Here is a 20,140-nt window from a genome sequence, read left to right as displayed (position 1 = left end):
GTGCTGCGGCACCGCACCGACATGGAGGTGGACCGGCAGTACACCGACACCCACGGCGCATCCACCGTCGGCTTCGGCTTCGCCCACATGCTCGACTTCAAGCTGATACCCAGGCTGAAGAACATCGGCTCCGCCCGGCTGTACCGGCCGGCCGCCGGGGAGGATAAGAACTGGCCGAACCTCGCGCTGGTGCTGTCCACCAAGACGATCAACTGGGACCTGATCCGCCAGCAGTACGACCAGATCGTGAATCCCCAGGGCCTCCAGGTCGTGGAGAACTGGAACAGCGCGAACAAGGCCCCCTGCTACGGCAAGGACGGTGACCTGGCCGGGCAGGACAAGGAGGCCCAGGAGGTGTCCACGCTCGCCCTCCACCTGCTCCAGTCCGCCCTGGTCCACGTCAACACACGCTGCTGATGCAGCAGATCCTCGCCGATCCGAAGTGGGCCGACATCCTCACCGACCGGACCGCCCGGCGCTGTCCCCGCTGTTCTGGACACACGTAACCCCTACGGCCGGTTCGAGCTCGACATAAACAGCCGACCGGAGCTGGGCCCGGCCGCCCGGGCCGCGACGGTCCCCGGCCCGCGCACCCCTGAGCCACAGAACGCGGCGGTCCCCGCGTGGCCGGGGCCGGGGCCGGGCGTACGGTAGAGATGATCTTGGACGCGTGAGGTTGAGGTGTCGGGGCCAGCGCAGGCGTATGGCTTTGGCTCTTGCGGTGAAGGTCCGCGAGTCTCCGACCTGCTGGGCCGCGCCGGCGGCGCTGGATCGGCTGTCCAGCGCCGACTACAACCCCGCCCGGGTGTCGACTCCGATCATCCGGTTCGGCCTGGCCCTGAACGACTACCGCGACCAGGACGGCCGATCGGATGCCGCCCGGTACTGACGCGACGCCGAAGCCGCGCGGGCTGCCTGTCAGCCGGCCGGGATGCGCCCTGACCCGATCGCGAGCTCGCCGGCCCGGCTCAGGGGCTGTCGGGATCGATGGCGTTGTTGATGCGGCGGCCGATCTCGCGGAGCTGCTTCTGCTGGGCCTTGGTGAGGGGATCGAGCACCAGGCGGCGCACCTCCGCGACATGGCCGGGGGCGGTGTCCACGACCTTGTCCCAGCCCGTGTCGGTGAGGATCGCGAGGGTGTAGCGGCCATCGGTGGGATCGGCGGTGCGGTAGAGCCAGCCCTCCTTCTCCAGGCGTTTGACCGCATGGGAGAGCCGGGAGAGCGAGCCGTCGGCGAACTCGGCCAGGGTGCTCATCCGCAGTTTGCGCTCCGGGCTCATGGAGAGCCCGGCCAGGATCTGGTACTCGAAGTGGCTGATCCCTGCGTCGCGCTGAAGCTGGACGTCCAGGGCGACTGGAAGCCGCACCGCGGTGCTGACCAGGGCCTGCCAGGTCGCTTGCTCGTCGTCGTCCAGCCAGTGGGGCTCGTCTGCGCTCATGCCCCCACTTTAACTTGAACCCTCAACTTGAACGCTCACCCGAAATAACTTGAGCGTTCAAGCGATGTCACTTGACGATTCAAGTGCGATCGACCTAGTGTTGAGTTGAACTTTCAACCACTTGAACGGAAGAATCCCTCATGAACATCGCCTTGTGGATCATCGCGAGCGTCCTGGCCCTGGCCTTCTTCGCGGCCGGCCTGATGAAGGTCGGCCAGCCGAAGGAGAAGCTCGCAGCCTCGGGCATGGCCTGGGTCGAGGACTTCTCTCCGAGGTCAGTCAGGGCGATCGGCGCCGTCGAGGCGATCGGCGCCTTGGGGCTGATCCTCCCGGCCGCACTTGGCATCGCGCCGGCCCTGGCGGCCTGGGCCGCCCTCGGACTCGCGGCGACCATGCTGGGCGCCGCCGCGGTGCACCTGCGCCGCAAGGAGGCGAAGGCGATCCCGGTCAGTCTGGTGCTGCTTCTCCTGGCCGCCGTTGTGGCTTGGGGCCGCTTCGGCCCCTACGCCTTCTAAGCCTTCCCCTCCTGCGAGTCGCAACCACCCGCGCCGGGCCGTCAGGACGACCGGTTGCGCTCCCCCATCAGCTTCACACCCCGCCGTCGCCGGCGACGCATCCCCCAACGTGATCTTGAAGACAAGGAATCGACATGCTCGACCGCCGCAACGTCCTCCGAGGCGGAGGCGCCGCTGCCCTGGGCGCTCTCGCCATTACCGCGGTAACCAGCGGAACCGACCTGGCAGCCGCGGCCAGGGGCAACCGGGAACTGCTCGGCGACCCGGCCTCCACCCCGCAGGCCGAGTCGCTGTGGCCGACCGACCTGACGCGTAAGGAGCGCAAGCACCTTGAGGTCTTCGACGAGCTGGACTTCGCCGTCTACTCCGGTCAGCAGTGGGACAGGATCGGTGAGAGCCACGCACAGAACATCCGCGTGCACTGGCCCGACGGCCACTACACGGACGGTATCGACCGGCACATCGCCGACATGAAGAGCCAGTTCGTCTGGGCACCGGACACGCGCATCACCGAGCACCCGATCCGCATCGCCAAGGACAACCTGACCTCGGTGACCGGCGTCATGCAGGGCACCTTCACCCGTCCCATGCCGGACGGCAAGGGCGGCTTCATCCAGCCGACGGGCAAGAAGTTCTCCATCAACATGGCCACGGTCGGCATCTGGAACAAGCACGCAGTGATGGAGGAGGAGTTCCTCTTCTGGGACAACCTGACCTTCTACCAGCAGATCGGCCTCGCCTGACCGGGCGTGGCCCAGCGGTGCGGGAACCGCTCGGCGACGTGCCGGGCGACCGCATCGACGCCGGGGCGGGCGTATCGCTCCAGGGAGCGGACGGAGGCCTGGCGGGAGCGGGCCGGCAGCCTCGGGGTGGAGGTGCCGCCTTCGGCTGCCGAGTAGTGCCGTATCAGGCAACGTTCGCCCTGTTGTGATGTGAACGGGAACGCGCCTGACGCCGTCCGGCCGGAACACCCCCTCGACGAGCAGTTCCCGGTCGAACGTCCAGCTGACACGGGTATGCGCGCGGAAGACCCTGGAAGCACGTCGCGATCTCCCCCTGGGGCAGGACCTCTCGGTACGCCGCATCCAACTACAGGGGACCGCACCGGGTAGGTAATCGTCACCCCCAGCAAGAGCGCAGCGGTGAGCGGGCCGCGTCGGAACGGCTCCGCTCACCGTGTCAGGCCGACCGCATCGGAATCACTTCACAAGCTCGGGGGACCATGTCGTTCCTGCGCCGGTGTGCGGGGGCGTTTCGGCTTGAGCGACCTGCTGTGCGGAGGCGGCAGGCGGGGCTTCCTGGGGAGTCCCGGTGGCCGTGGTCTCGTTGGCGGCGCTGGAAGGCAGCGGGTTGTAGAAGAGGGCCAGGTGCAGGCCGAAGGCCCAGTGCCACACGAAGACCGAGAGGATGTAGTTCCACCCCAGGTCCAGACTCAGGAAGCCCGGGTCGGTGCCGCGGGCGGGGCCGTAGATGGCCGGGGTCATGAACGACACACTGACTATGGCAAGCAGTGTGCCGAACGCCAGTCCCTTGGTTAGGTTGCCGAGCACAGTGTTGCGCCAGGGCAGGACGGGGTGCAGCGCGCACGCGAAGACCACGGCGAAGAGGATCCCGTCGAGGTAGTGGAAGGCGCCGCCGACCACGAATTCCTCCAACGGAGAGGCGAAGGGCACGTAGACGGAGCCGTTCGCGGTGTTCCAGTCGAGCCTGGTCAATCCCACACCGGGGAACCAATAGCCGAAGATCGTCGCCACGTGGGTGGCGACGACGCCCCCCAGTAGTGCAGCGGCGACGCGGTGGCGTGTGGCCCAAAGGCGCCACCAGCGGATGCTCTCGTTATCCATGCTTTCTGTGCGGCTCTGCGCCATCGAAGTGCCGATCTGTGAGATGAGAAGTGGACGCCCTTTTGCTCCGCGAGGAAAGGGCAGGGAGGGGGTGTTGAGCCGCCGCGACGAGTGTCGAGTGTCACCGGTGCCGACGGGTCTGGAGAGGTCGGGCCGAGGATCCCATCGGTGAAGGACAGAACCGCCAGCGCACATATCCCGATTATCGGAGCCGTTCAACTATTTATCGGTAATGTCAGTGTGAGGTGACGAGTCGAGCGCGTCAACAGGACCTTGGTCCTTGGCAAACGCTCGTAACCAGGCCATACGGGCGCTATGGCGCTGCCGAGCATCGGCGAAAGCGCCCTGGCCGCAGCCGGGGCGCAGATGGCGTCGCCCGTGCCGAGGCCGCCGCGGACGGAAGCGTGGGGAGCAGTGCTGCTGCCCATCGCGGCTGGCGAAATTGCCCGTTCGGCAGGTGTGGAGTGCGGCCGTGCGAGGATCCGGGCGTGACCGGCACCCGGCGCGGTACGCGGACCGGCGGCTCGATCGGACGAGTGGGCAGCGACGCCACCAGGCCACTCGCTTGCTCCGATTATCGGACTACGCGTATTGTTAATCGGTATATTTGAGCAGGAGCGACGGTGTCACGACGGCCCGGCAGGCGTGATTGTCGCGCAAGACTTAGGGGAGTGTTCCCGTGCCTGAGATTTCCAAGACCGCGGACCAAGCGCTCGCTCTGCTGCTGAGCATCGGCGAGGAGGGCGGGGCCACTGCGGCGGCACTGGCCGACCGTCTCGGCATGCATCGCACGGTCGCCCACCGGCTCCTGGCGACCCTGGAGCAACGCGGGTTCGTAGGGCGCCGGTCCGACGGATATGAACTCGGACTGGTGTTGCGGCACCTCGCGGCGCGTGTGGAGCCGGAGCTGCTCCAGGTCGCGCGAGTGGTCATGGACGAGCTCAGCGCGACCACCGGCGAGGCCACGATGCTGAGTTTGCGTGAAGGGAACGACGCCGTGACGGCCGCTCTCGTCCCGGGCACCCGCCATCTCGTGCGTGTCGCACTGGAGCCGGGCTTCCGTCACCCACTGCATGTGGGGGCGGCCGGCCGGGCGATACTCGCCTGCCTGGACGACCGGATTCGCCGGCGGGTTGTCGACGCGAGCCCGGCGCCCGCTGTGCTGAGGGAGCAGCTGAAGGAGATCCGGCGCCTGGGATATGCGAGTTCGCACGACGAGCTGCAAGAGGGGCTGTGCGGCATCGCGGCTCCAGTGATCGGCGAGAGCGGCCTCGTTGCCAGTCTGAGCCTGACGGTTCCCCTTACCCGTGCCGCCGATCTGCAGACGTGGGTCGGCGATGTCGTCCGGGCGGCCGAGCGCCTGCGTGATGAGCTGGGTGCCGCTGCTCGATGACCGGCAGCAGCTGACAGTCCGGCTCCCGCCGGCCGCTCGGCCATGTGAAGGCGGGCGGGCGCCCGCCGCGGTTGCCGCGCCGGAGCCGGTTACGGATCTGATCGGCCCGTTCGGGGATGGCGTGGCCGATCCCCCGCCGCCGCGGCAGGTCCGGGTTGAATCTTGCTGGTCAGGCCCCCGGGAGCGCCCGCACCCCGGGGCTGCGGAGTCCCCTTTTCGAGCCCCGGAGGGGTGCCGGCAGACGCCGTCGATGGCGGAGTCGGCCGACACGAGCCAGGCGATGGCGCCGGCCGTGTCCGCCCGGGCCTGGGCGGCCCCGAGCGTCTGCTCGAACGTACCGTCCAGGGCCCAGCGCCGGAAACGCGTGTGCAGCGCGACCCACGGGCCGTCCGGCACGTTGCGGTGGCCCGCCGCCCCGGTCATGGCAGTTGCCGCCTGCGCGGCAGGTTTAGGTCGGCCGGCGCTCGAAGTGCTCCGCCCAGCCGTCCTGCGGAATCGGAGGCCGGCCGGACGATGGCCTCCCCGGGGGCCGACGGCGGCGTGTGCGTGCCGTGCGAGAGCCGGGTCGTGACAGGCGTTTCCGGGTCAACGTCCGCAGATGTGGCGGGGCGTCGCAGGCACGACCTCCCGCTCGCCGTCGACCCGGCACGTCCGACAGATCGCGCCAAGGACAGCCAAGGCGAATCGGCACGCAGTGAGACCGAATCCGCCACATATCCCGATTATAGGAACCATTTGTCCTATAAATGGGATTGGTCTACTCTTCCGGCATACGACTCATGGATCCATCCAGTTCCGTGAGAGCCGAGACCGCGCCCTCACCCGTGCCCGCGCCGTGCCAACCGGCGCCCCGTGGGCATGTGGTGGGTTCCGGGGCCGGCCCGAGGGCACGGCGCCCTGGCGCAGGTTGCCCCTTCGGCGCCGCTTGAAAGCGCCGCCTGAAAACGCACCCGGCGCGCGGAACTCGCATGGCTTTCGCATGGGTCCGCCTCGCCCGCCGAGGCCTGCCCCAGGGCCCCGACCCTGGGCAGGCCTCACGTGCGGACGATCCGCTGAAAGGGAATCAGTCATGGCGTTCTATCGGCGCTTGGGCGATATACCGCCCAAGCGGCACACCCAGCACCGCCGCCCCGATGGCGGCCTCTACTACGAGGAGCTGGTCGGGGAAGAGGGTTTCTCCACGGATTCCTCCCTGCTCTACCACCGGCACATTCCGTCGGCGATCGTCGACAGTCAGCCCTGGGAGCCGCCGGATCCCGCGACCGTCGCCAACCATCCCCTGAAGCCGCGCCATCTGCGCCTGCACGAACTCGTCCCCGGCGAGGAGTGGAAGGCTCTGGATGTGGTGACCGGGCGGCGGCTGCTGCTGGGCAACGGCGATGTGCGCATCTCCTATGCCGTGGCCGGCACCACGTCGCCGCTGTACCGCAATGCCATCGGTGACGAGTGCGTCTACGTGGAGAGCGGAACAGCCCGGCTGGAAACCGCCTTTGGCACGCTGCACGCCGGTCCGGGCGACTACCTCATCCTGCCCCGTGCCACCACGCACCGCTGGGTCCCCACCGGCAACGAGCCGCTGCGCGCGCTCTGTATCGAGGCCGACAGCCACATCGCACCGCCGAAGCGGTACCTCTCGCGGTACGGGCAGCTGCTGGAGCACGCTCCCTACTGCGAGCGCGACCTGCGCGGACCCGACGGTCCGCTGGTGGTGGCCGACGAAGGCGAGACCGAGGTGTACGTCAAGCACCGCGGTCGGGGCCCGGGCGGCATCAGCGGCACCGTACTCACCAGCCCCCACCACCCGTTCGACGTCGTGGGCTGGGACGGCTGCCTGTACCCGTACGCCTTCAACATCAGCGACTACGAGCCGATCACCGGCCGGATCCACCAGCCACCGCCGGCGCATCAGGTCTTCGAAGGGCACAATTTCGTGATCTGCAACTTCGTGCCGCGCAAGGTGGATTACCACCCCCTGGCGATCCCCGTGCCGTACTACCACTCGAACGTGGATTCCGACGAGGTCCTCTTCTACTGCGGCGGCGACTACGAAGCCCGCCAGGGATCCGGAATAGGGCAGGGCTCCATCTCCCTGCACCCCGGCGGGCTGCCCCACGGGCCGCAGCCCGGAGCCCAGGAGCGCAGTATCGGCGTGGAGTTCTTCGACGAGCTGGCAATCATGATCGACACCTTCCGCCCGCTGGAGCTGGGGGCGGCGGCCGGTGCTGCCGCTGAGGATCCCGGGTACGCCTGGACCTGGAACGTGGAGGAGACCGGAGGGCTACGGCGATGACGACGGCCCCGTCGGTTCCGCCGCTGTTCACCGAACTGGTTGACGATGCCGGACTGTTCCCGCCTGAGGCTCTCACCATGGCGGTGGCGTCCACACGGCACCGTCGCGACAAGGCGGCCGGGCATCCCGTGCTGACCCACCGGTTCCTGTGCGCGTCGAAGGAACTGGTCGAACTGCTCGCGGCCGTCGGCCCCGAGGACCCTTTCCGCCTCGGGCTGATCACACCGCTGGACACGGAGGCCGTGTACCGCGCGCTGGCGCTGATCGCCGAAGATCCGCGCATCGAACTGGCCCTGGTGGAAGGGCCCCTCCCGGACGGGCCGGATCCGGTCGCGGCGGCCCGGCGGGCGGTGACGGCGCTGGGCGCCCTGCCGGAAGGCGTGCCGGGCCATGTCGAGGTACCACTCACCGGCGACCAGCCATCGGTGCCCGCCGTGCTCCGCGTGCTCGCCGAGGGCGGGAAAGCGGTGTGCCGCCTGGTCGACGGTGGGACCGAGGACGCCGCCGTGGCCGCGCTCAGGTCGACCGACACGACCGCGCTGGTCGCCGAGGCGCACCAGATCTCCCCGGCCACCGCGTCGACCGCCCGGAATCTGTTTGTTTCCTACGGCTCCTGCAGCACCAGCGAGCCGATCGAGGATCTGCGGGCCCTGGGCCTGTTGGAGAAGGAGAAGGAGAAGGCCGCATGACACACACATGGGTTCCCGTACCGGACAACAGTGACTTCCCTCTGCACAACCTTCCCTACGGGGTCTTCTCCCGGCCCGGCGAGCAGGCACGGGTGGGCGTGGCCATCGGTGACGCCGTGCTCGACGTCTCCCGGCTGGACCTGCCCGAGGCCGCCGACTTCGCCGCCGTGTCCCTCAACCCGTTCATGGCCAGGGGCCCCGAGACGTGGCGCGCGGTGCGTTCCCGGCTCACCGACATGCTGACGCGGGAGACCTGCCGACCCGCCGTCGCCCCCCACCTGATCCCGCGGTCCGAGGTGACCCTCCATCTGCCCTTCGACGTGGCCGATTACGTCGACTTCTACGCCTCGGAGAACCACGCCGCCAACCTCGGCCGAATCTTCCGGCCCACGCAGGAGCCGCTGACCGCGAACTGGAAGCACCTGCCCATCGGCTACCACGGCCGGGCCGGCACCGTCGTGGTCTCGGGCACACCGGTGACGCGCCCCAGCGGGCAGTACAAGCCGTCGGAGGCAGCGGTCCCCGCCTTCGGGCCGTCGCGGCGACTGGACATCGAAGCCGAAATCGGCTTCGTGGTGGGCGTCCCGTCCTCGCTGGGCAGCCCCGTCCCGGGGACGGCCTTCGCCGAACACGTCTTCGGCGTGGTGCTGGTCAACGACTGGAGCGCCCGTGACATCCAGGCATGGGAGTACGTGCCCCTGGGGCCCTTCCTCGGCAAGTCGTTCACCACCTCCATTTCCTCCTGGGTCGTGCCCCTGGAAGCCCTTGCCGCCGCACGGGTCACACCGCGGCAGGATCCACCGCCGCTGCCGTACCTGGCCGACGGGCAGCGGTGGGGTCTGGACATCACCATGGAGGTCCGCCTCAACGGGCACCTGCTCTCCCGGCCCCCGTTCGCCACCGCGTACTGGACCCCTGACCAGCAAATGGCGCACATGACCGCCAACGGCGCGTCCCTGCGCACCGGCGACCTCTACGCCTCCGGCACCATCTCCGGGCCCCGCCGCGACCAGCGCGGCTCACTGATCGAACTGACCTGGAACGGCAGTGAGCCACTCGAGCTGCCCGACGGCTCCAGCCGCTCCTTCCTCCTGGACGGCGACACGATCACGATCAGCGCCGCCGCGCAGGCCGCGGACGGTACGCGGATCGGCTTCGGGGACGTCACCGGAACCGTCAAGCCGGCCGCCTCACACCTGACACACCTGACACACCTGATGGAGAACTGATGGACAAAGTTGTCCCGTCCGCGGCGGCAGCCGTCGCGGACATCCCCAGCGGGATCAGCATGGCGGTCGGCGGTTTCGGTCTGTGCGGCATCCCCCGCGAGCTGATCCACGCCCTGCACCAGGCCGAAGTGAGTGACCTGCACGTCGTGTCCAACAACTGCGGCGTCGACGACTGGGGCCTGGGCCCCCTGCTGGCCGACCGGCGGATCACCAGGATGACCAGCTCGTACGTCGGTGAGAACAAGGAGTTCGCCCGCCAGTTCCTTGCCGGAGAGCTTGAGGTGGAGCTCATCCCGCAGGGCACGCTGGCCGAGAAACTCCGGGCGGGCGGGTGCGGCATTCCCGCCTTCTACACCGCGTCCGGGGTCGGCACACCGGTCGCCGACGGCGGCGTGCCGTGGAAGTACCACGCCGACGGCACGGTCGCCACGGCATCACCGCGCAAGGAGACCCGCGGCTTCACCCTCGGCGGCCGAACCCGGGAGTACCTCCTGGAAGAGTCGATCATGTGCGACGTGGGACTGGTCCACGCCGCCGCGGGAGACCGGCACGGCAACCTCGTGTTCCACTCCTCGGCCCGCAACTTCAACCCGCTGTGCGCGATGGCCAGCCGGCTCACCATCGCGCAGGTCGAGGAACTCCTCGAACCCGGAGAACTGTCCCCCGACGAGGTGCACCTGCCCGGCGTGTTCGTGCAGCGCCTGATCGTGGTCGGCAGCGACACCGAGAAGCGGATCGAACGCCTGACGGTCCCACAGCCGTACGCAGCCGGAGTTGAAGGAGCAGCCGCATGAGCACGGGCCTGACGCGCCGGCAGATCGCCGCCAGGGCCGCCGCCGAACTGTCCGAGGGCGGGTACGTCAACCTCGGCATCGGCCTGCCCACGCTGGTGCCCGACCACCTGCCGCCCGAAGCCGACGTGGTGCTGCAGTCGGAGAACGGCATCCTCGGCGTGGGCCCCTACCCACTCCCGGGGCAGGAGGACCCAGACCTGATCAACGCGGGGAAGGAGCCGGTGACGACTGTGCCCGGCGCCTCCTTCTTCGACTCGGCCACTTCGTTCGGAATGATCCGCGGAGGCCATGTCGACACCGCGATCCTGGGCGCTCTGCAGGTCTCGGGCACCGGCGACCTGGCGAACTGGATGGTCCCCGGCAAGATGGTCAAGGGCATGGGCGGGGCAATGGACCTCGTCCACGGCGCGGCCCGCGTGGTGGTGCTGATGGAACACCGGGCCAAGGACGGTTCCCCCAAGATCGTCCATGAGTGCACCCTCCCCCTCACGGGGCGCGGAGTGGTCGACCGCGTCATCACCGATCTGGCCGTGCTCGATGTGACCCGCGACGGACTGGTGCTTCGCGAACTCGCCCCGGGAATACGGGTCGAAGACGTGCGTGCGGCAAGCGAGCCCGAACTGCTGGTGCCCCGAGAGCCCGTCACCATGAATGTGGGATCCACCTCGCTCTGAGTCGCCGGCCCGCCCCCTCTCTGCCACCCACCGCGTCCTCTGCGGCCGTCACACCTGCCGTGCGGGACACCGCACCACAGCAAGGAAGAACCATGAAAGCCATACGAGTCGCCGCAATAGCCATCTCGCTGAGCCTGAGCACCCTCGCCACTACCGCTACCACGACCACTACCGCCAGCGCGTCCGGCGCAACGGCCAACCAGCAGCTGAAGGCACTCAAGGCGTCACTGACCACGTTGCAGAACTCGCTGACCTGGCAGGGATCCGCAGCCGCCACCTACCCGGCCGTCGACACAGCCGTCGAGCAGACCCTGACCGACCTGAACCGTATCCAGCGCGAGCACCCCACCGCAGTACCCCAGGCCGGCACCTTCAGCAAGCAGCTGGAACGGCTTGCCTCGGAGGCCGACTACTGGGTGCGTGTCACCGCCGAGCCCGGCTACGCCCCGGGCGTCCTCGACACGGTGGCCAACGTGCAGGCCGGCCTTCGGGAGTGGTGGACCGAGACCGGGGAGATCCGGCGGGACCTTCGCAAACCCAGCACCGTCCGGCCGGTTCACGGCGCTGCTCCGAGCCGCACCGGCGTCGACGAGACCGCCCGTGCGGGCAGGGTCTTCAGCGACGTCCGGGAGAAGAACGCCCTGCACATGGTCGTCGTTCCTCCCGGCAGCTACACCGCGGGCGCCACCGAGAAGGAACAGGAAATCTTCGGCGTGCCCTCGGCGCGACGCCACTTCGAGCGCCCGCAGCAGGAGGTGACGGTCGGCAAGCCGATCGCCGTGGGCCGCACCGAGGTGACGGTCGGCCAGTTCAAACAGTTCGTCAAGAAGACCGGCTACCAGCCCGCCCAGGGAATGCGCACGTGGCTGCCGAACAAGGACTCGCTGATGGAGTTCCGCCCCGAGCTGAACTACCTGAACCCGGGATTCCCGCAGACCGACGACGACCCGGTGGTGGGCATCACCAAGAACGATGCCGAGGCCTTCGCCGCCTGGATGTCCCAGCGCACCGGACAGACGTACCGGTTGCCCACCGAGGGCGAGTGGGAGTACGTCGCCCGAGCCGGTTCGCAGAACCCGTTCTTCTGGGGGAAGGACGTCAAAGACGCCGGCCGGTACGCCAACACGTACGACGAGGACGCCTACGCCGCCAACCGGTTCTCCATCAGCGGCAGCGGCGAATGGCCGCACGTGAAGAACGTCCGTGACGGTTTCCCCCACACCGCCCCGGTCGGCTCCTTCAAACCCAACGCCTTTGGCCTGCATGACATGACCGGCAACGCGCGTGAGTTCGTGGCCGACACCTGGATCGACAGCCAGGCCGGTGCGACGGCCGACGCGTCCGTACGACACGGCGAGGCACCGTTCGTCGTGCTGCGCGGCGGGGCCTGGAACTACCAACCGCAGAACCTGCGCATCGCCTATCGCAGCGGCTACCTCTCCTCCGAGACGAGGACGAACATGTTCGGCTTCCGACTCGTACGCGAACTCTGACTCTCGGCCGCCTCGGGCCGCTGGCAAGGGCAATAGCCCCCGGCCGGGCGGCCCGTGGTGGGAGGATCGGGGGTATGGGTGACAGCGGGGACATAGCGCGGTTGGGGTCGGTGACGGCGCTGCTTGACGCCACGGGGTTCTTCTTCAAGGCGGCGCGCGATGCGTTTCCCGGGGCAGCGGAGACCGACTGGGTACAGGCCACTGCCCTGGACCCGGGGTCGGTCGGGCCGGGCGGGGCGTGGCGGCTGGACTTCCGCTGCTTCGCCGTCGCCGATCCCAGCGGCGCGGGCTGGACGCTGATCGATGCGGGTGTGGGGCCGGCCGAGAGCCCCGGGGCGCCTTGGTGCCCGGTTCCCGGGCGGCTGCCGGGCCTGCTCACGGACGCCGGCATCAGCCGGGAGGATGTCCACACCGTGGTCCTGACGCACCTGCACGAGGACCACACGGGGTGGGCGTCCGACGCGACGGGCCGGCCGTTCTTCCCCCGCGCACGCTACGTCGTCCAGCGTGCGGAGACCGCTTCGCTGGACCGGCAGGACCCGGTGTGGTCGTGGGGCGTGGAGCCGCTGCGTGCGGCCGGGCAGTTGCACGAGGTCGACGGCCGGCACCGGCTGCGCCGGGGCATCACCCTGCTGCCCACACCCGGCCACACGCCCGGTCACCAGTCCGTGCTGATCGAAGGGCAGGACGACGGCCGGGACGTCCTGGTCACCGGCGACCTGCTCGTGCATGCCGTCCAGCTGGCCAACCCGGCCCTGGCCTACGCCCACGAACGCGACCCCGAGGCCGCCCGAGCCTCCCGCGAGGACCTGCTCACACGGGCTGCGGACCGCAGGATGGTGCTGGCAACGGCACACCTGACCAGCCCGTTCGTCGAACTGTCGGCACGACCCGCGCCCGCCTGAGGACCGGTCGCCGTCAGCGTCTTGCCTCAGCCCCGGCCCTAGTCGGCGTCTTCGGGGTGTTCCTCTTGAAGGGATGTCAGGTACGCACCGGCGGAGGCCGCCTCGGCTGCGCCGATGCGCCGGTAGATGCCCACGGCCTCGCGGAGTTCGGCACGCGCAGTCGGCAGCGCGCCGGTGCGTGCCGCGCAGCGGGCGGCGCCTTCGAGGGCGCGGGCCTCTTCCAGCGGGCTGTGTACCTGGCGCGCGATCTGGAGGGCCTGGTGGTGCTGGTCGAGGGCCTCGTCCGCCGTGGAGGTCTCCGCCAGGAGCGTCCCCTTGCTGTTCAGTACCTCGGCCTCGCCGAGACGGTCGCCCAGGGACCGGAACAGCGTCAGCGCCTGCTCGGTCATCTCGGCCGCCGCTTGGAGGTCGCCGGTCAGACGCCGCAGCCGGCTCAGGTCCCGCAGCGTGTGGGCTTCGCCCAGCCGGACGTCGAGGTCGCGGTAGAGCTCCAGGGCCCGTTCCCCCAGCTCGGCTGCTGTTTGGTGATCACCCGTCAGGCGCTTGGCCTCTCCCAGACTCCAGAGTGCGTTGGCCTCGCCGAGCCGGTCACCCAGGGAGCGGTACAGCGCCAGCGCCTGCTCCGTCAGGTCCACCGCGGCCGGCCCGTTGCCGGTCAGACGCCGGACCCAGCCCAGATCCCACAGGGCGTTGGCCTCGCCCAGGCGTGCGCCGAGGGAGCGGTACAGCGCCAGTGCCTGTTCCGCCCGGGCGGCCGACTCCTCGTACTCCCCCGTCATCCGCCGCGCCCAGGCCAGATCCCACAGGGTGTTGGCTTCGCCCAGGCAGTCGCCCAGCGACTGGTAGTGGGCAAGAGCCTGCTCCGCCAGGTCGGCTGCTGCGGGATAGTCCCCCGTCATGCGCCGGACCCGGCCCAGGTCGCGCAGCGTGTTGGCTTCGCCGAGGGGTTCCCCGAGGGCCCGGTAGAGGGACAGCGCCTGCTCCGCCAGATCGGCCGCTGCCGGATAGTCCCCCGTCACGCGCTGCATCCACCCCAGACTCCACAGGGCGTTGGCCTCGCTCAGACGGTCGCCGAGGAGGCGTGCGGCCGAGATGCCGGTTCCGAGCAGGGAGATGCCCTGCTGCCAGGGGCCTTCCAGCCGGAGGAAGATGTTCACGGCGAGGGTGAAGCGGACGACGTCCGTGTGCCGTGCGTGCGTGGTGGCGTACTGGGTGCAGGCCAGGAGGTTGACGCGTTCGGCTCGCATCCAGGCCAGTGCCTGCTCGCGGTCCGCCAGGTCCGGTGCGGCTGCCGGGGGCTGGGCCACGGCCGGGGTGTCGGGCCGACGTGCGTCGGCGTAGTGACGGTCTGCGGCTTCGGCGGTGTGTTGGTAGTAGGCGAACAGCCTGCCGATGGCCTGGGCACGGTCCTCGGCGGGGTCCTGCTCCGCCAGTGAGCGTGCGTATTCCCGGATGAGGTCGTGCAGTCGGTAGCGGCTGCGGGTGGGCTCGTCGACGAGATGGTTCGTGAACAGGGCGCTGAGGTGCCGACGGGCCTGGGCGATCGGTACGCCGTCGAGGGCGGCAGCGGCGTAGGCGTCGATGTCGGGACCGGGGTGCAGGCCAAGGCGGCGCAGGAAGCGCTGCCGATCGGCGGGCAGTTCACGGTAGGAGAGGTCGAAGGCGGCGGCCACGGCCCGGTCGCCGGCCTCGAGTTCGCCGAGCCGGTCCTGGGCGGACGCGAAGTCCGCGGTGTACTCGGCGATGCTCCAGGTGGGGTGCTGGGCGAGGCGCGCGGCGAGCAGAGCGATGGCCAGCGGCAGAAAGCCGCACAGCCGGACCGCTTCCTCGACCGCGTCACGCTCGAGCCCGGGACCTGGCGGGGTTCGGTGCGTGAGCCGAATGAACAGCGAGGCCGCATCGTCGGGCGGCATGACGGTCAAGGACAGTGGCACCGCGCCGTCCAAGGCGGCCAGGCGCCGGCGGCTGGTGATGATGGCCAGGCACCCTTCGGAACCCGGCAGGAGAGGCTCGACTTGGTTGGAGTTTTCCACGTCGTCCATGACTATGACCATACGCCTGCCCGCAAGACGGTCTCGCCATAACGCGGCCCGCGCCTCCAGGCCATCGGGCAACTGTTGCGGCCTGACACCGATGCTCGTCAGCAGGGCGGCCAGAACCTCGGCGGGGTCGGCGGAGCGCTGGCCGGGAGTGTGGGCGTGCAGTCGGACGTACAGCTGTCCGTCGGGGTAGCGGTCGGCGAGCAGGTGGGCCGCGTGGGTGGCCAGCGTGGTCTTGCCCACCCCGGGCATGCCGTCGACGGTGTGTATGGCCACGGTCCTTCCGGGCGTGGCCGTCCGGAGGAGTTGGCGCAGCTCGCTCTCCCGCCCGGTGAACACCGCGACATCCCGCGGCAAGGTGCGCAGCGCGGTGATCGGCTCCGGCGCGGGGCTGGTGTGGACCGTCTGGTAGAGGTCTCTGCCGGCCATGAACACCTGGGACTCGCCGTGAGCATGCCCCTCCAACCGGGCTCCGGATGCATCAGGCGATGCAGCCGGCGATGCATCAGACGATGCATCCGGCCCACCCGACTCGGCGCTCACGAGCCGGTGATGTGCTGGTCCCGTCCGGCCATGAACACCCGGGAGCTGTCGTGGGCCGCCGCCTTCATGATGACCGGCCGGCCCTGGGCCGCCTGCTCGTCATCGGACAGCGCCGGAGTCAGGTGTTCGTCCAGCAACCGCCGTAGTTCGCCGGCGAGAGCGGGATCCTCGTTGAGCAGCTGCTGCAACCGCAGGCGCCAGGTGCCGGCCAGAGCCTGCTCGGTGTCCTCGTCGCTCTGCTCCCGCGCACCCAGCACTTGGGTACGCAGCGTCGCCAGTTCGGATCCGACCTCGTCGGCCGCGTCCGGACGCCGCCTCCGCCACCAGTCCACGACCGCGGCCCGGGCCTGCTGCCAGCCATCGGCCGCCATCGCGCCCACCAGCGCGCTCCCTGCCGTCACGACGATCGGATCCATGCCGCCCCCGCCCCCGCGTTGAAAGGGTCCCTGTAGGTAGACGGTAGCCGCGGGGCTTCGGGACTCTGAAGTGTCCTGCATGAAATAGCGTCAGAACCTGGCCGGGCCCCGCGAATGTAACCGCAACGAATCAAGGAGCGGAAACCCCTGTCTGACTCCGCCTCAGGATGGCACTCTCTACTCCTCGGAAGCGTTGTCCTGGGGGGGGATCACACGTGATGGAGCCGGGTACGGGCATGGGCCTGCGGGGCCGCAGCGGGATCCTGTCGCTGGTCGACGCATGCCTGAAGGAGAGCCCGGCGGCCGAGCGGCCCCTGACCATGCTCCTCGGCCCGGCGGGCAGCGGAGCCAGCGAGGCGCACAGCGCGCTCATGGAGCATTTCGGGCCCGACTACCCCTTCGCCTTCGTCAACTTCGGCGGGGCCCAGTCCCTGCTGCCGCGCTACGCCCTCGGCCTCCTGGCCCGCCAGCTCGAACGCAAACTGCCCCGCTACGGCCGCTCCCACTTCCCGCTGCTCAGCCTCGGCCTGCTCGCCTCCGACCAGGAGCTGCGCATGCGCAGCCTCGCCGAGGGCCGACGCGCGGTGCAGCGCCAGCTCGACCGGTTCCAGGAGGAGAACGAAGCCCGGCACGGCGACTACCTGGCCGCCTTCTTCGAGGTGGGCATGGGCGCGGTCGGCATGCCCGAGGGCGCCTCCACCGCCGCACTCGCGGTCTTCCAGGACGCCCTGCGGCGCAGCCGCCGCACCATGCCCGGCCTGTTCGGCGGCAGACTGGGCAGCCGGCTCACCACCGGGGCCCACTGGTACGGACGCCACCCCATGACGCGCAGCGCGGACCCCATGGAAGCCCTCGTGGAGCTCAACCTCTGGCGTCACGAGGGCGACGAGAACGAACAGGAGCGGCTCGACCTCGTCCTCTTCTCGGCCTTTCTGGAGGACCTCAGACGCAACACCGCCCGCAACTTCATGCCCCGCTCCTACCTGCTGCTCCTCGACAACTCCCACACCGAATACGGCCGCCGCTTCCTGGACCTGCTGCTGCGCTCCCGGCACGACGAGACGGTCGTGGCCGGCCACACCAGCGACCCGCTGACCGTCGTCGCCAGCTCCAATCGCTGGCTGCCCCGCTGGGGTCCGGCCACCGGGGACTCCTGGCCCTGGCAGCTGCGCGGCCCCGACCGGGCCTCGCTGGCCGACTGGAACGCCCACCGGCCGACCCGTGACAGCGAGGACACCTGGTGGTACCCGTTACGCCTGCGCGACCTCAACCTGGACGAGGTACGGATCCGGATCGAGCTCCAGCTCGGCGGGAACAGCGCCCTGGCCCCGCTGACCCGCCTGACCCCCTTCGTGCACCGGCTCACCGGCGGACTACCGCGCGCCGTCCACCACGTGCTCGACGTACTGCGGCAGGCCGGGCCGCTCCCGGACTCGGGTCCCCAGCAGGACCGCTGGCTGCGTACCCTGCCCGACCGGCCGCTGCGCACCGGGGAGGACTCCGCCACGCTCGCCGACGTCGCCCTCGGCCACCTGCTGCGCGACTTCGACGGGACCCAGCGCGCCGCCCTCGCCGAATGTGCCGCCGCCCGGGATTTCTCCGTCGCCACGCGGCTGCTCAGCCCCGACGACTCTTTGTTCGGCGAGGTACGCTCCCGCTGGCTGCTGACCGGACCCGTCGCCGTCGTCCCCGTACTCCACCCGTGGCTGCGCCGGCTGCTCCTGTGGCGGCTGGCCGCACGCCCCGACGGGTGGGACGCCGTGCACGAACTCCTCTCGGAGTACTACCGCGGCGAGGGAAGGCCGCTGCAGGAGATGTACCACCAGCTCGCCCGCGGGCGGACCGAGGAGGTCACGGCCCACCTGGCGCGGCGCTTCACCGCCGTACCGGCCGCGCAGTGGATATCCGAGTTCGACGCGATCACCGCTGCGCCGAACCGCTTCCCTGCCGACAGCGGACCGCTGGAACTCCTGGCCGGGCTCGTCCCGCGCCGGCCGGGGCGCGTGATGGACACCGAGTCCGTGATCCACACCCTGGTGACCACCCGCTGGGTGTGGAGCGATCCGCTCGCCGACCCCGCCATGCGGCTCAACGACATGATCGCCGACGGCTACACCCAGCTGTCCCAACTGCGGAGGAACGACATCGTGGCTCTGTTCAACGAGGCGGAGCGGTACCGTCACTGGCGCGATCCCCTGACCGCCGGCTGGGAGGGCTGAGCCCGTGCCCAGACTCGAATGGCCCCTGCACATCGTGCGCCGCGTCGCCCTGGCCACCACGGCCGTTGTCGCCCTGACCGCGGCGCTCTGGCTGGGTGTCGGCTGGCTGCAGGAACGCCAGGCCAGATGCGCCGACGGGGTCGTCGAACAGGGCCCGGCCGACGAGTGCGTCGGAGTGACCGACGGCTCCTACGTCTTCGCACCGCACCTGGACGCCGTGAGCAAGAAGATCGAGGACGAGAACCGCCGGGTCCTTGCCAACGCGGACAAGGAACCGTATGTCAGCGTCGCCTACTTCACCTCCTTCACCACCACTGCCGAGGACAGCAACTCCGCCGAGGGCGTCCGCCGCGAACTCCAGGGCGCCTACCTCGCCCAGTTCCGGCACAACCAGGGTGACCTCGCCGCCACTCCCAAGATCCGGCTGCTGATAGCCAACTCGGGCAGCAGGTCCACGCAGTGGAAGCACACCGTCGACGAGCTGATCGCCCGCAAGGACTCCTCCGACCGGCTCGTCGCGGTGGCCGGTCTCGGCCCCAGTACCAACGAGAACCTCGCAGCCATAAAGCGCCTCTCCGAACACGGCATCGCCATGGTCGGCGCCACCATGACCGCCACGAACATCCAGGGCATCAACGGCTACGTCCGGGTCGCCCCCACCAACGAGGACGAGGCGTACGCCGCCGCCGGCTACCTCAAACGGCGCGGGGCCGCCACCGCCATCGTCATCCAGGACGTGGCGGACGGAAACCTCTACGCCTCCACCCTCGGCACCGCCTTCACCAAGGCCTTCCAGGCCGGCGACAAGCAGAAACTCGTCGCCGAGCGCATGACCTACGACTCCTCCGTGAGCAGCGCCTGGCAGAACGAACTGCGCTACATGCCCGGACAGCTGTGCCAGCAGCGCCCCCAGATCGTGTACTTCGCGGGCCGCGGCCGGCATCTCACCCATTTCCTCGACGCGCTCTCCAACCGCAGCTGCACCGACCAGCAGTTCACCGTGTTCGCCGGGGACGACACGACGAACCTGAGCGCCGAGCAGCTCGCCCACGCCGCCGAGACGGGTATCGAGGTGCTCTATACCGGTCTCTCCCACCCCGATATGTACCGCTCGGCGCCGCAGGCGGTGTCCGCGCCGTCCGCGAAGAACTTCCAGCCGGGCGGGCTGCTGGACCAGTGGTTCCCGCACGACCCCCGTGAGGACGGTGGGGCCCTGATGGGCCACGACGCGGTCCTCGCCGCGGCTCACGGCATTCAGATGGCCGCCCGCTGGCAGGGGCAGGTCGTCGGCGATGCGGTGGCCCGGATGTTCCACCAGATGGACGGCACCCAGCAGGTGGCCGGGGCCAGCGGGTTCATTTCCTTCCAGAACAACGGCAATCCGCGGAACAAGGCCGTCCCGATCCTGCGCCTCAACGCCAAGGGCCGGGTCGAGTTCGTCGAGGTGTCCGCGGCGGAGGGCAAGCCGCCGCAGGAGCAGTGACGCGGCCGGGCCGCGCCGGACGCACGAAATCGCCCGGCCGGGGAGTCCGGCCGGGCGATTTCGTGCGTCTGCTGTCTACGGTCCGCTGGTGGCTTAGTACCAGTGGTTGGCCTGCCAGAAGTTCCAGGCCTCGACGGGGGAGCCGTAGCGCTCGTTCATGTAGTTCAGGCCCCAC

General features: G+C 69.7%; 19 protein-coding genes. 14 read left to right on the top strand and 5 right to left on the bottom strand.

The genetic code is table 11. The annotated features are described in order from the left end of the window. Together ABT123_RS28805 and ABT123_RS28800 are read left to right on the top strand one after the other, a co-directional pair. A complete protein-coding gene (locus ABT123_RS28805) occupies positions 1 to 417 on the top strand; it encodes a Tn3 family transposase (RefSeq protein ID WP_351319926.1) in 417 nt (138 codons plus the stop codon). Positions 418 to 703: 286 nt separating this feature from the next. Beyond that, positions 704 to 889, top strand: coding sequence for a hypothetical protein (locus tag ABT123_RS28800; protein ID WP_351319924.1), 186 nt, complete (start codon positions 704 to 706; stop codon positions 887 to 889). A gap of 79 nt (positions 890 to 968) precedes the next feature. Here ABT123_RS28800 and ABT123_RS28795 read toward each other — a convergent pair whose 3' ends face one another. Next, positions 969 to 1,439 carry a MarR family winged helix-turn-helix transcriptional regulator gene (locus ABT123_RS28795; protein ID WP_351319922.1) on the bottom strand — a complete coding sequence of 157 codons (471 nt, stop codon included), beginning with the start codon at positions 1,437 to 1,439 and terminating at the stop codon, positions 969 to 971. Positions 1,440 to 1,579: 140 nt separating this feature from the next. Here ABT123_RS28795 and ABT123_RS28790 point away from each other — a divergent pair, with 140 nt between their 5' ends. Beyond that, entirely contained in the window at positions 1,580 to 1,954 is a 375-nt protein-coding gene (locus ABT123_RS28790; protein WP_351319920.1) for a DoxX family protein, read from the top strand. A 134-nt stretch (positions 1,955 to 2,088) separates the two neighbouring features. Further along, complete coding sequence (locus tag ABT123_RS28785) at positions 2,089 to 2,697, top strand: ester cyclase (protein ID WP_351319918.1); 609 nt, start codon at positions 2,089 to 2,091, stop codon at positions 2,695 to 2,697. A gap of 456 nt (positions 2,698 to 3,153) precedes the next feature. Here ABT123_RS28785 and ABT123_RS28780 read toward each other — a convergent pair whose 3' ends face one another. Next, complete coding sequence (locus ABT123_RS28780) at positions 3,154 to 3,798, bottom strand: hypothetical protein (protein ID WP_351319916.1); 645 nt, start codon at positions 3,796 to 3,798, stop codon at positions 3,154 to 3,156. Between the two features lie 679 nt (positions 3,799 to 4,477). Between ABT123_RS28780 and ABT123_RS28775 the strand changes: the two genes are divergently transcribed. The 8 genes from ABT123_RS28775 (at position 4,478) to ABT123_RS28740 (ending at position 13,265) form a co-directional block, all read left to right on the top strand. Beyond that, a complete protein-coding gene (locus ABT123_RS28775) occupies positions 4,478 to 5,191 on the top strand; it encodes an IclR family transcriptional regulator (RefSeq protein ID WP_351319914.1) in 714 nt (237 codons plus the stop codon). Positions 5,192 to 6,260: 1,069 nt separating this feature from the next. Then, positions 6,261 to 7,481, top strand: a complete 1,221-nt coding sequence (locus ABT123_RS28770; RefSeq protein ID WP_351319913.1) for a homogentisate 1,2-dioxygenase — start codon at positions 6,261 to 6,263, stop codon at positions 7,479 to 7,481. After that, positions 7,478 to 8,170 carry a hypothetical protein gene (locus ABT123_RS28765; protein WP_351319912.1) on the top strand — a complete coding sequence of 231 codons (693 nt, stop codon included), beginning with the start codon at positions 7,478 to 7,480 and terminating at the stop codon, positions 8,168 to 8,170. The genes ABT123_RS28770 and ABT123_RS28765 overlap by 4 nt, the downstream gene beginning before the upstream one ends. Beyond that, positions 8,167 to 9,399, top strand: a complete 1,233-nt coding sequence (gene fahA / locus ABT123_RS28760) for a fumarylacetoacetase (protein WP_351319911.1) — start codon at positions 8,167 to 8,169, stop codon at positions 9,397 to 9,399. The genes ABT123_RS28765 and fahA overlap by 4 nt, the downstream gene beginning before the upstream one ends. Then, complete coding sequence (locus ABT123_RS28755) at positions 9,399 to 10,193, top strand: CoA transferase subunit A (RefSeq protein ID WP_351319910.1); 795 nt, start codon at positions 9,399 to 9,401, stop codon at positions 10,191 to 10,193. Before fahA ends, ABT123_RS28755 begins: the two co-directional genes overlap by 1 nt. After that, complete coding sequence (locus ABT123_RS28750; protein WP_351319909.1) at positions 10,190 to 10,867, top strand: 3-oxoacid CoA-transferase subunit B; 678 nt, start codon at positions 10,190 to 10,192, stop codon at positions 10,865 to 10,867. Before ABT123_RS28755 ends, ABT123_RS28750 begins: the two co-directional genes overlap by 4 nt. Positions 10,868 to 10,959: 92 nt before the next feature. Next, positions 10,960 to 12,360 (top strand): formylglycine-generating enzyme family protein, encoded by a 1,401-nt coding sequence (locus ABT123_RS28745; protein WP_351319908.1) that lies wholly within the window; start codon positions 10,960 to 10,962, stop codon positions 12,358 to 12,360. A gap of 74 nt (positions 12,361 to 12,434) precedes the next feature. Next, positions 12,435 to 13,265 carry an MBL fold metallo-hydrolase gene (locus ABT123_RS28740; RefSeq protein ID WP_351319906.1) on the top strand — a complete coding sequence of 277 codons (831 nt, stop codon included), beginning with the start codon at positions 12,435 to 12,437 and terminating at the stop codon, positions 13,263 to 13,265. A 38-nt stretch (positions 13,266 to 13,303) separates the two neighbouring features. Here ABT123_RS28740 and ABT123_RS28735 read toward each other — a convergent pair whose 3' ends face one another. After that, positions 13,304 to 15,733, bottom strand: coding sequence for an ATP-binding protein (locus ABT123_RS28735; protein WP_351319904.1), 2,430 nt, complete (start codon positions 15,731 to 15,733; stop codon positions 13,304 to 13,306). Between the two features lie 110 nt (positions 15,734 to 15,843). Continuing rightward, positions 15,844 to 16,248: a hypothetical protein gene (locus tag ABT123_RS28730; RefSeq protein ID WP_351319902.1), complete on the bottom strand. Its 405-nt coding sequence runs from the start codon at positions 16,246 to 16,248 to the stop codon at positions 15,844 to 15,846. 233 nt (positions 16,249 to 16,481) lie between these two features. Here ABT123_RS28730 and ABT123_RS28725 point away from each other — a divergent pair, with 233 nt between their 5' ends. Together ABT123_RS28725 and ABT123_RS28720 are read left to right on the top strand one after the other, a co-directional pair. Continuing rightward, a complete protein-coding gene (locus tag ABT123_RS28725; RefSeq protein ID WP_351319900.1) occupies positions 16,482 to 18,482 on the top strand; it encodes a hypothetical protein in 2,001 nt (666 codons plus the stop codon). A gap of 4 nt (positions 18,483 to 18,486) precedes the next feature. Next, positions 18,487 to 19,965, top strand: a complete 1,479-nt coding sequence (locus ABT123_RS28720; protein WP_351319898.1) for a type 1 periplasmic-binding domain-containing protein — start codon at positions 18,487 to 18,489, stop codon at positions 19,963 to 19,965. A 93-nt stretch (positions 19,966 to 20,058) separates the two neighbouring features. Here ABT123_RS28720 and ABT123_RS28715 read toward each other — a convergent pair. Continuing rightward, positions 20,059 to 20,140: aggregation-promoting factor C-terminal-like domain-containing protein (locus ABT123_RS28715; protein WP_502970935.1), on the bottom strand; the 82-nt coding region annotated here is incomplete at its 5' end.

Source organism: Streptomyces sp. NPDC002054 (genome assembly GCF_040296685.1).
GTDB lineage: Bacteria > Actinomycetota > Actinomycetes > Streptomycetales > Streptomycetaceae > Streptomyces.
This window is presented reverse-complemented; position numbering and strand designations above follow the sequence as displayed.

Excerpts from the sequence above, each read along its gene's own strand:
- ABT123_RS28765 (WP_351319912.1), top strand. The coding sequence starts at position 7,478 with ATGACGACGGCCCCGTCGGTTCCGCCGCTGTTCACCGAACTGGTTGAC.
- ABT123_RS28725 (WP_351319900.1), top strand. The coding sequence starts at position 16,482 with ATGGAGCCGGGTACGGGCATGGGCCTGCGGGGCCGCAGCGGGATCCTG.
- ABT123_RS28745 (WP_351319908.1), top strand. The coding sequence starts at position 10,960 with ATGAAAGCCATACGAGTCGCCGCAATAGCCATCTCGCTGAGCCTGAGC.
- ABT123_RS28790 (WP_351319920.1), top strand. The coding sequence starts at position 1,580 with ATGAACATCGCCTTGTGGATCATCGCGAGCGTCCTGGCCCTGGCCTTC.
- ABT123_RS28735 (WP_351319904.1), bottom strand. The coding sequence starts at position 15,733 with ATGGCCGGCAGAGACCTCTACCAGACGGTCCACACCAGCCCCGCGCCG.
- ABT123_RS28750 (WP_351319909.1), top strand. The coding sequence starts at position 10,190 with ATGAGCACGGGCCTGACGCGCCGGCAGATCGCCGCCAGGGCCGCCGCC.
- ABT123_RS28795 (WP_351319922.1), bottom strand. The coding sequence starts at position 1,439 with ATGAGCGCAGACGAGCCCCACTGGCTGGACGACGACGAGCAAGCGACC.
- ABT123_RS28770 (WP_351319913.1), top strand. The coding sequence starts at position 6,261 with ATGGCGTTCTATCGGCGCTTGGGCGATATACCGCCCAAGCGGCACACC.
- ABT123_RS28780 (WP_351319916.1), bottom strand. The coding sequence starts at position 3,798 with ATGGATAACGAGAGCATCCGCTGGTGGCGCCTTTGGGCCACACGCCAC.
- ABT123_RS28740 (WP_351319906.1), top strand. The coding sequence starts at position 12,435 with ATGGGTGACAGCGGGGACATAGCGCGGTTGGGGTCGGTGACGGCGCTG.
- ABT123_RS28800 (WP_351319924.1), top strand. The coding sequence starts at position 704 with ATGGCTTTGGCTCTTGCGGTGAAGGTCCGCGAGTCTCCGACCTGCTGG.
- ABT123_RS28785 (WP_351319918.1), top strand. The coding sequence starts at position 2,089 with ATGCTCGACCGCCGCAACGTCCTCCGAGGCGGAGGCGCCGCTGCCCTG.
- ABT123_RS28755 (WP_351319910.1), top strand. The coding sequence starts at position 9,399 with ATGGACAAAGTTGTCCCGTCCGCGGCGGCAGCCGTCGCGGACATCCCC.
- fahA (WP_351319911.1), top strand. The coding sequence starts at position 8,167 with ATGACACACACATGGGTTCCCGTACCGGACAACAGTGACTTCCCTCTG.